This window comes from Sulfuricurvum sp. MLSB (assembly GCF_000747095.1).
In the GTDB taxonomy this organism is placed as follows: Bacteria; Campylobacterota; Campylobacteria; order Campylobacterales; family Sulfurimonadaceae; genus Sulfuricurvum.
The window spans coordinates 1-8,329 of sequence record NZ_JQGL01000061.1; the positions used below are offsets into that span (position 1 = coordinate 1).

9 protein-coding genes and 2 tRNA genes are annotated in these 8,329 nt (G+C 49.9%); 1 reads left to right on the forward strand and 10 read right to left on the reverse strand.

What is annotated here, in order from left to right; all coding sequences use genetic code 11:
* On the forward strand, positions 1-1,031 hold a 1,031-nt coding region (locus JU82_RS05485; RefSeq protein ID WP_037947670.1), incomplete at its 5' end, for an exopolysaccharide biosynthesis polyprenyl glycosylphosphotransferase.
* On the opposite strand, the gene JU82_RS05490 is transcribed toward JU82_RS05485, so the two are convergent.
* The 10 genes from JU82_RS05490 to JU82_RS05535 form a co-directional block, all read right to left on the reverse strand.
* Positions 1,028-2,020, reverse strand: coding sequence for a glycosyltransferase family 9 protein (locus JU82_RS05490; RefSeq protein ID WP_294892258.1), 993 nt, complete (start codon positions 2,018-2,020; stop codon positions 1,028-1,030). The two genes, JU82_RS05485 and JU82_RS05490, sit on opposite strands and share 4 nt — an antisense overlap.
* 32 nt (positions 2,021-2,052) lie before the next feature.
* The gene (rfbB, locus tag JU82_RS05495; protein WP_037947675.1) at positions 2,053-3,078 is read right to left on the reverse strand and encodes a dTDP-glucose 4,6-dehydratase; all 1,026 of its coding nucleotides are present in this window, start codon (positions 3,076-3,078) and stop codon (positions 2,053-2,055) included.
* Positions 3,075-3,944, reverse strand: a complete 870-nt coding sequence (gene rfbD, locus JU82_RS05500; protein ID WP_037947677.1) for a dTDP-4-dehydrorhamnose reductase — start codon at positions 3,942-3,944, stop codon at positions 3,075-3,077. Before rfbD ends, rfbB begins: the two co-directional genes overlap by 4 nt.
* A complete protein-coding gene (gene rfbC, locus JU82_RS05505) occupies positions 3,937-4,509 on the reverse strand; it encodes a dTDP-4-dehydrorhamnose 3,5-epimerase (RefSeq protein ID WP_037947681.1) in 573 nt (190 codons plus the stop codon). The genes rfbD and rfbC overlap by 8 nt, the downstream gene beginning before the upstream one ends.
* On the reverse strand, positions 4,506-5,396 hold the full coding sequence (gene rfbA / locus JU82_RS05510) for a glucose-1-phosphate thymidylyltransferase RfbA (protein ID WP_037947683.1): 891 nt from the start codon (positions 5,394-5,396) through the stop codon (positions 4,506-4,508). The genes rfbC and rfbA overlap by 4 nt, the downstream gene beginning before the upstream one ends.
* A 163-nt stretch (positions 5,397-5,559) precedes the next feature.
* Positions 5,560-5,634, reverse strand: a tRNA-Asn gene (locus JU82_RS05515).
* 25 nt (positions 5,635-5,659) lie between these two features.
* Positions 5,660-5,734 (reverse strand) — tRNA-Asn (locus tag JU82_RS05520).
* 56 nt (positions 5,735-5,790) lie between these two features.
* The gene (locus JU82_RS05525) at positions 5,791-6,729 is read right to left on the reverse strand and encodes a radical SAM protein (protein WP_037947687.1); all 939 of its coding nucleotides are present in this window, start codon (positions 6,727-6,729) and stop codon (positions 5,791-5,793) included.
* Between the two features lie 5 nt (positions 6,730-6,734).
* Positions 6,735-7,778, reverse strand: a complete 1,044-nt coding sequence (gene hemE, locus JU82_RS05530) for a uroporphyrinogen decarboxylase (protein WP_037947690.1) — start codon at positions 7,776-7,778, stop codon at positions 6,735-6,737.
* 160 nt (positions 7,779-7,938) lie between these two features.
* On the reverse strand, positions 7,939-8,329 hold a 391-nt coding region (locus JU82_RS05535; RefSeq protein ID WP_037947693.1), incomplete at its 5' end, for a YqhA family protein.

Below are 8,329 nucleotides of genomic sequence, written 5' to 3' on the forward strand. Positions count from 1 at the left end.
TGGCTATGACGAAGCAGGCAGAAGATTATTCCCGCTTTATTCTCATCGCAATATTTGTATACGCGGCTATGATTATACCTTTACAAAAAAATGGGGTAAAAAGAGTTTTATTCCAAATGAAATTATGGCAAAAAGAAGCAAAGCTGATCGGGAGAGATCCGTTTTTTTCTAAACATGTATTTACCAACCCTTATCTTGGATATGTCCGTTCGAAGCGCGATCATGCAAAAACTCTTTTTGTTTCATCATCACATTCGAAAGATCAAATTGAAAAAATACTTCACGACGCTTTGTTAAATCACCAAGAGGTGATTTTTATTCCCGCCGTTAAAAATTTTGATTTCAGTGACGCGCACATCATCCATCTTTTTAATGCCAGGGCGAATCTCATTTTGGTTGAGAATAATTTGCTTGATAGCATAAATAGAACGATTAAAACTATTATCGATTATGCATTGGCGATGCTGCTACTCCCGATTCTCTTGCTCGGTATAGGAATAATTTCATTCTTAATCAAGAGAGAAGACGGCGGAAGTGTATTTTTCAAACAAATTCGGCTAGGTGAGGGATCTAAAGAATTTTATTGTTATAAATTTCGTTCCATGAAAGAAAACGGTGAACCGTTGTTGGCTACGTATTTACAAGAACATCCCGAAGAGATCACTAATTATGAAACGTATCATAAATATGAGAATGATCCGCGCATCACTAAAATCGGATCTTTTTTGAGAAAAACATCACTGGATGAATTGCCGCAGATTTTCAATGTTCTAAAAGGGGAAATGAGTTTGATCGGGCCCCGCCCGTATATGGGTGATGAAAAAATCAAGATTGGAGACAAAGCCGACATGATTCTCTCCGTCAAACCCGGTATTACCGGGCTATGGCAAGTGAGCGGGAGAAGCGACATAGACTTTCAAAGCCGTGTTGAAATTGATGTGTGGTACGTTCGAAACTGGAGCATATGGAATGATATTGTTATTCTGATAAAGACGGTGCAGGTTGTTTTACTGCGTAAGGGAAGCTACTAATTAAATAGATTCGCTTCCGCGAGATTTTTGATGACCGTTTCCGGCGTAATCTGGCTCATGCAGATATTGTCGCGGCATTGCCGCATCGTTTTCGTTTTGTAGCAAGGCGAGCAGGGAAGCCCTGCGGAGAGAATATGGACGTCGTTTTCGGCAGATTGATACGGTCCTGTGACGTTCGCGGGAGTCGGTCCGATCAGGCAGAAAACGGGCGTATTCATCGCCGATGCGATGTGCGCCGTGCCGGTATCGGTAACGACGAGAGCTTTCGCGTGGCCGATGATGGCGATCATCTCGGAGATTGACGTACGTCCCACTAAATCGATGACATTGGCGGGGTAGGGCTTGATGGCGTCGAAAAACGCTTCTTCTCCTTTGCCGCCCACGACAATCAAAGGAAGGTCTGAGGGGAGCATGGAAATAAGTGTTTTCCAATGAGATTGGGGCCACGCTCGATAGTTCAGCCGGCTTTTTTTGTTGTGCGAATTGCTGGGGCTGAGGACGATATAGCGATCGGGAAGCGTTAACCTGTCCCGTACTTCCGCAAAATCTCTTCCGACGATTCTGGGCATCGCGTTTTGAAGGATATCGGGCGTTACGACGGAGGCATAAAACGATTTGCAGATATCGACCATATGCGAGTTCTCCGAAAAAACGGGCTGGCTGAAAAACCACCCTGTTTTATGTTTCGCCGCAATGGCTTCCGAGAGCGAACGGAACTGTTTTCCCATTTCAAAATTGATAAAAAGATCGTAGGGATTTTCTCTGGACGCACGGATAATGGCACGTTTTTGCGGACTAAGCCAAATGGGCAGTTTTTTGTGTTTGAGATGAAAGACATGACGAACGCGCGGGTCGTATTCAAAGAGCTTGGCGGTACCCGGAGTACAGATGAAGTCGATGATGACGTCGTCTCCGTACTGGGCTCTGAGTGCATCGATGACGGATGTCGAATAGACCAAATCCCCCAGTGCCCCGCAGCGGAGGATCAATGCTCGTTTAACGTCCTTTGGCGGGGTCATGATCAGTTCACGCTAGGGCTGTATTTTTTCAAATACCATTCGACCGTTTTAACGATCCCGGTATCGAAGTTTTCGTCGGCTTTCCAGCCCAGTTCGGTTTCGATTTTGGTCGCATCGATGGCGTAGCGGCGGTCGTGCCCGGCACGGTCTTCGACGTACGTGATTTGATCGCGGTAGCTTTTGCCGTCAGGACGGGGCTTCATCGCATCCAGCAGGGTGCAGATGCGTTCAACGATCTGGTTGTTGTTGCGCTCGTTGCGTCCGCCGATGTTATAGACTTCGCCGCTTCTGCCGGTGTGGTAGACCAGATCGATCCCTTTGCAGTGATCGAGAACGTAGAGCCAGTCACGGATGTTTTTGCCGTCGCCGTAGATGGGGATGTTCTCACCTGCAATCGCTTTGCGGATGATGGTCGGGATCAGTTTCTCGTCGTGCTGCTTTGGGCCGTAGTTGTTCGAGCAGTTGGTGATGACCGTGTCCATCCCGTAGGTATGGTGATAGCTGCGCACGATCATGTCGCTTCCCGCTTTTGACGCGCTGTAGGGGCTGTTGGGAGCGTACGAGGTCTCTTCGGTGAACAGACCGCTCTCTCCGAGAGTTCCGTAGACTTCGTCGGTACTGATGTGATGAAATCGGCAGCCCTCATAGCCGGCTTTATACACAAACGGCTTTTCCATCCATGCTTTATACGCAACGTCGATAAGGGTGAAGGTCCCGTTGACATTGGTTTGGACGAATACGCCCGGGTTTTTGATCGAATTGTCGACATGGCTTTCAGCCGCAAAATGGATGACGCCGCGAATATCGTATTGTTTAAAAAGTGATTCGACGAGGCTGCGGTCGCAGATGTCCCCCTGAACGAAGACATGACGGTCGTTATTGCCGACTTCCGAGAGATTGTCCGGATTTCCGGCATAGGTCAGCAGATCAAGATTGATCAGACGCATGTCGGGATATTTTTCAAGGAAGTAGGGGACGAAATTACTGCCGATAAAGCCGGCGCATCCGGTGACTAAAATGGTTTTCATTGGGATTCTCCTAGGTGTTCAAGGCATTGTTTAAGGCTGTCTTTCCAATACGGAATGACGAGATTGAAATCGTTTTTGATTTTTGTTTTGTTCAGCAAGCTGTAATGGGGACGCATCGCCGGAGTCGGATACTGATCGGTCGTCAGAGGGTTGATGGCACACTCAACGCCGGAAAGTTCGAAGATCGTTTTGGCAAAATCATACCAGCTGGCAGCGCCTTCGTTGCTGTAGTGATAAATTTCGGGTGCGGCGTTGTTGATCTGCGGCAGAATTTCCAAAATCGCCGCGGCCAGATCGCGTGCATAGGTCGGAGTCCCTATCTGATCGTATATCACTCCCAGCGAGTCGCGTTCGCGGCCCAACCGAAGCATCGTTTTGACAAAATTGCTGCCGAAAGCGGAATAAACCCATGAGGTGCGCAGAATCACCGTATTGGCCGGAGCCACGGCGAGAACGGCGTTTTCGCCGTCGCGTTTGGTCCGTCCGTAGGCTCCCTGAGGATCGGTCGGATCCGTCTCGATATACGGGCGATAATTTTTTCCGTCAAACACGTAGTCTGTGGAGACATGAACGAGGGCGGTATTATTGATCTTGGCGATCTTGGCAAGCATGGAGACGAAACGGCGGTTGATCGTGTCGGCCAGTTCATATTCGGTTTCTGCTTTGTCAACGGCGGTATAAGCGGCACAGTTGATGATGGCATCGAACGTTTTGTCCGTAAAATAATCTTCCATCTTGCACAGATTGCTCAAATCGAGCGTGCCGCGGTCCGTAAACGTAAACTCATACTGAGGATAAAAGAAGCTCAACGCACGCAGTTCGCTCCCGAGCTGTCCGTTGGCTCCCGTTACCAGAATCTTAGGCATAGAGATCGACTCCGTATTCGAACAGATCGGCATCGCTCAGCAACGGCTGCCGCGTATCTTTGGCGGAGAGTTGAAGCCCGGTTTTTTCAACGACCCAGTCGATATCCAGTGCAGGGTCATTGAACGCGATTCCCCGGTCGCATTCGGGGCTGTAGTAGTTGTCGACTTTATAGGCGAAGGTACACGTTTCGCTCAAGACCACAAATCCGTGGGCAAACCCGCGCGGGATAAAGATCTGACGTTTGTTCTCGCCTGAGAGGCGAACGGCAACGTGGTGCCCGAAGGTAGGAGAACCTTGACGGATATCGACGGCGATATCGAGCACTTCCCCCTCGATCACGCGAACCAATTTGCTTTGGGCATGGGGAGGAAGCTGATAGTGCAGGCCGCGCAGTACGCCGTAATTGCTTGCAGATTCGTTGTCCTGGCAAAAAGAGACATCAAAGCCAAGGAATTCCGAGAGTTTGTCGGCACGGAACGTCTCCACGAAATAGCCTCGTGGATCGCCGTGTACTTTGGGATCGATGATAACGACATCGGGTATGGCAGTTCGCGTAAACGTCATTCTCCGACTTTCCCTTCGTTGGCTCTTCGGATCAGGTATTGGCCGTATTGGTTTTTGCTCAGAGGCTGAGCGAGTTCCAAAAGCTTCTCTTTCGTGATGTATCCCATTTCGTAAGCGATCTCTTCGATACAGGCGACTTTGAGCCCCTGACGGTTTTCGATCGTCTGGATGAACATACTCGCTTCGAGCAGGCTTTCATGGGTTCCGGTGTCGAGCCATGCGTATCCGCGTCCCATCAGCTCTACTTTGAGGGCATTTTTGGCCAGATACGCTTGGTTGACGGTTGTGATTTCGAGTTCTCCCCGATCGGAAGGTTTCACGTTTCGGGCGATTTCGACGACGCTGTTGGGATAAAAATAGAGCCCCACGACGGCATACGAACTTTTGGGATCGGAGGGTTTTTCTTCGATGGAGAGGACGTTCCCCTCCTGATCGAATTCCGCGACGCCGTAGCGTTCGGGGTCTTTGACCCAATAGCCGAACACGGTCGCTTTGTCCTCTTCGGTCACGTTGCGCACCGATTGCGCGAGCATTTTCGTCAGGCCGTGGCCGTGAAAAATATTATCGCCGAGTACGAGACACACATCGTCGTCCCCGATGAAATCGGCACCCAAGATAAACGCCTGCGCCAGACCGTCGGGAGAAGGCTGTACGCAATACTCAAACCGCATCCCGATATCGCTGCCGTCTCCGAGTAACTCTTCGAAACGGGGCAGATCGTGAGGGGTTGAAATGATCAATACTTCACGGATACCGGCGAGCATCAGCACGGAAAGGGGGTAATAGATCATCGGTTTGTCGTAGATCGGCACCAGCTGTTTGCTGACCCCTTTGGTGATCGGATAAAGTCGCGTACCGCTGCCGCCGGCTAAGATAATCCCTTTCATAGCACTCCCGTAGATAGACTAAATAAAGAGAGATTATACGCAATGACGGATTAGATATCAATTTAAAAACGAGAGATCGTGTGCTGAACGACGGGAATAATGGTTTGAAACGGTCAAATCAAGAGTCATAAGTTAGTAAAAAAAGATGGAAGTTGATAAAAGGTGGCTCCGAATGCTGGATTCGAACCAGCGACCAAGTGATTAACAGTCACCTACTCTACCGCTGAGCTAATTCGGAATGTATAAAAAAGGAGTTCTTAAAATGGCTCCGAATACTGGATTCGAACCAGTGACCAAGTGATTAACAGTCACCTACTCTACCGCTGAGCTAATTCGGAATATTTAAGAGGCGTAATTATACGTTATGAAGGTTGAATTGTCAATAAAGAACGACTTATTTAGAGCGTTTTCTCTCAATATTCTTGGCAGGAAGATAGAAAATGACATTGGATCTCTCAATTTTTCCAATCCGACCCTCGTTGCAGAGTTTTTGAAAACGTGTCTGAGAGGCATCGTCAAACAACGCGTTCATGTCGTCTTGCGTCAGAGGACGCTTGTCAAGCGTGGTAAGAATCTCCTCATCGCTGTACGAACCGGGCTGAGCCGAAGCATGGGTACGGGAGACGATATGGATCGGTAACGCGGGATCGAAACGGTGCGCGATGGCATGAAGCTCGCCGAAGCTGAGCCCTTCGACCGGATAGGCCGGAGGACGGTCGATTGTACCGATATCGATCCGGTCGCACCGCACGTTCCGCAACGCGTTGTTCAAGGCTTCGATCTCTTCAGAAGCGTCGTTGACCCCTTTGACAAAAAGGATTTCGATGAAGAGTTTCCCGCTGAAGCGGTGTGAAAAACGTTCGATTGCATCGATGATCCGGCCGATATCGATCCCCTCGGCTGGGCGATCGATTTTTTTAAAAGTGGCCGGCCGCGCCGCGTCGAGAGAGAGTTTGACCTGATCGAGTTTGAGAAGTGTATTAAAAACATTCTCATCGCTCAGGTTGGCGCTGTTGGAGAGGATCAGCGTTTGAATTTCCCCTTTGATGCCGTCGATGCGGTCTATGAGTTCGTCGAGATGCGGGTACATCGTCGGTTCACCGTTCGCGGTGATCGTTATGACGTCTAGGGAAGGGTGCTCCCTCAGAGCGGAGCGCAAATCGGCAACGATGGTATCGACCGGGGTGACGTCGTGCTGATGGCGGATGGCTTTGGCGGGAGTAAGCTCGCAATAAAGACAGTCGAAATTACACTGCTTGAGTGACGCGGAGAGATCGATCCCGAGCGACGCGCCGAAACGGCGGGAACAGACAGGACCGAATATAACGCTCATCGGTCTTAGCTTTTTTTACTCACCCGTTGACACTCGGCAACGAAGTGTTTCGCGTTTTCGACCGGGACGTCGGGGAGAATTCCGTGTCCGAGGTTGAAAATATGGCGTTTACCGCCCATGATCTCCTGGATCGCTTCGACGCACGCCGTCGTCTGTTCTTTGGAGTAAAGGCGGCAAGGCTCCATGTTCCCCTGAAGAACGTAGCGGTCTCCGAGTTTTTCTTTGGCCAGCGCCATCGGGGTACTCCAGTCGACGCCGAAGACGTCGAAGTTGCCGTAGACCTGATCCAAAAATGCCGGGATTCCTTTGGGGAACATGATAATCGGAATATGGGGATATTTGCCTTTGAGGTACTCGGCAATTTCGACCATGTAGCTCCACGAGAACTCGTCGTACCGGCTCGGTTCGATAGCCGCAGCCCAGCTGTCGAAGATTTGAACGACGTCGATGCCCGATTGGATCTGTTTTTCCATATAGCGTTTGACCACTTCGGTCACTTTGCGGAGAATCTTATGCAAAAGTTCCGGATTGGAATACATCATCTTTTTGCAGATGTTGTAGGTCTTTGTCCCTTGCCCCTCGATCATGTAGGTTGCCAGCGTCCACGGTGCGCCGGTAAACCCGATTAACGCTTTCTCATCGTCTCGTGCATCGAGCTGTGCACGCAGAATTTTGATCGTTTCATAGACATAGGTCAGCTTGGATGCCGCTTCGTCCCCGCCGATCAGTTCATTCAAATCTTCTTCGGACGCGATCGGTTTTTCGAAAACCGGGCCTTCGCCTTTGATGAAGTCGAGTTTCATCCCCATCTCGTTGGGAACGACGAGAATATCGCTGAACAAAATCGCGGCATCGACGCCGACGAGGTCTACGGGCTGGATGGTCACTTCGGCCGCCATATCGGGGGCGTGGCAGAGGTTGAGGAAGTTTCCGGCGCGTTTGCGCACTTCCATGTATTCAGGAAGGTATCTTCCAGCTTGGCGCATCATCCATACGGGAGTGTAGGGGGTTTCCTTGCCGAAGCAGGCGTCGACGAAAATTTTGCTCATATTAGAATCCTTTTCATTGTTTCTGTTTCTTCTTTTCTTGCCACCAAGAAAAGAAGCAAAAGAAGTGCATCTTTGCGGCAAAGCGCTCGTATGCTCCCGGCACTTCTGCCTCCGCATACGGCTTTCAAGGATGCCGCAAAGACGGATTATTCATGAATTATCAATGGTCGTGGTGACCCACTTTGCTGAGGAAATAAAGCCCTACGGCGACGGCGGTAATCGAGAGGGCGAGGTACAACAGCTCCAGCGCTCCTGTAAATACGGTGTGCCCGACTTTCTGGAAAAAACCGACGACCAAAACCATGACGATGACTTTGGAGATTTTATCCTTGAGTTGGTCGAGCGAATGGACGGCAAGGAGCTGGTTTTCTTTGCCGTTTTCGTCTTTGGCAGGATCGATGTCGGAGATGAACAGCTCGTACAAACCGAACGAGAAGATGATCATGACGACGCCGATCAGGTACAGATCGACCGCACCGATAATGCCGCCGACGATCTCTTCATGAAAATGTTCCGGATGGGCGTGCGTAGCATAGGTATTGAGGACATAC

Bases quoted from the DNA above. Each gene is read 5' to 3' on its own strand.
- rfbB (WP_037947675.1), bottom strand. From the start codon at position 3,078: ATGAAAACCATTTTAGTCACCGGATGCGCCGGCTTTATCGGCAGTAAT.
- rfbD (WP_037947677.1), bottom strand. From the start codon at position 3,944: ATGCCTAAGATTCTGGTAACGGGAGCCAACGGACAGCTCGGGAGCGAA.
- rfbC (WP_037947681.1), bottom strand. From the start codon at position 4,509: ATGACGTTTACGCGAACTGCCATACCCGATGTCGTTATCATCGATCCC.
- rfbA (WP_037947683.1), bottom strand. From the start codon at position 5,396: ATGAAAGGGATTATCTTAGCCGGCGGCAGCGGTACGCGACTTTATCCG.
- JU82_RS05525 (WP_037947687.1), bottom strand. From the start codon at position 6,729: ATGAGCGTTATATTCGGTCCTGTCTGTTCCCGCCGTTTCGGCGCGTCG.
- hemE (WP_037947690.1), bottom strand. From the start codon at position 7,778: ATGAGCAAAATTTTCGTCGACGCCTGCTTCGGCAAGGAAACCCCCTAC.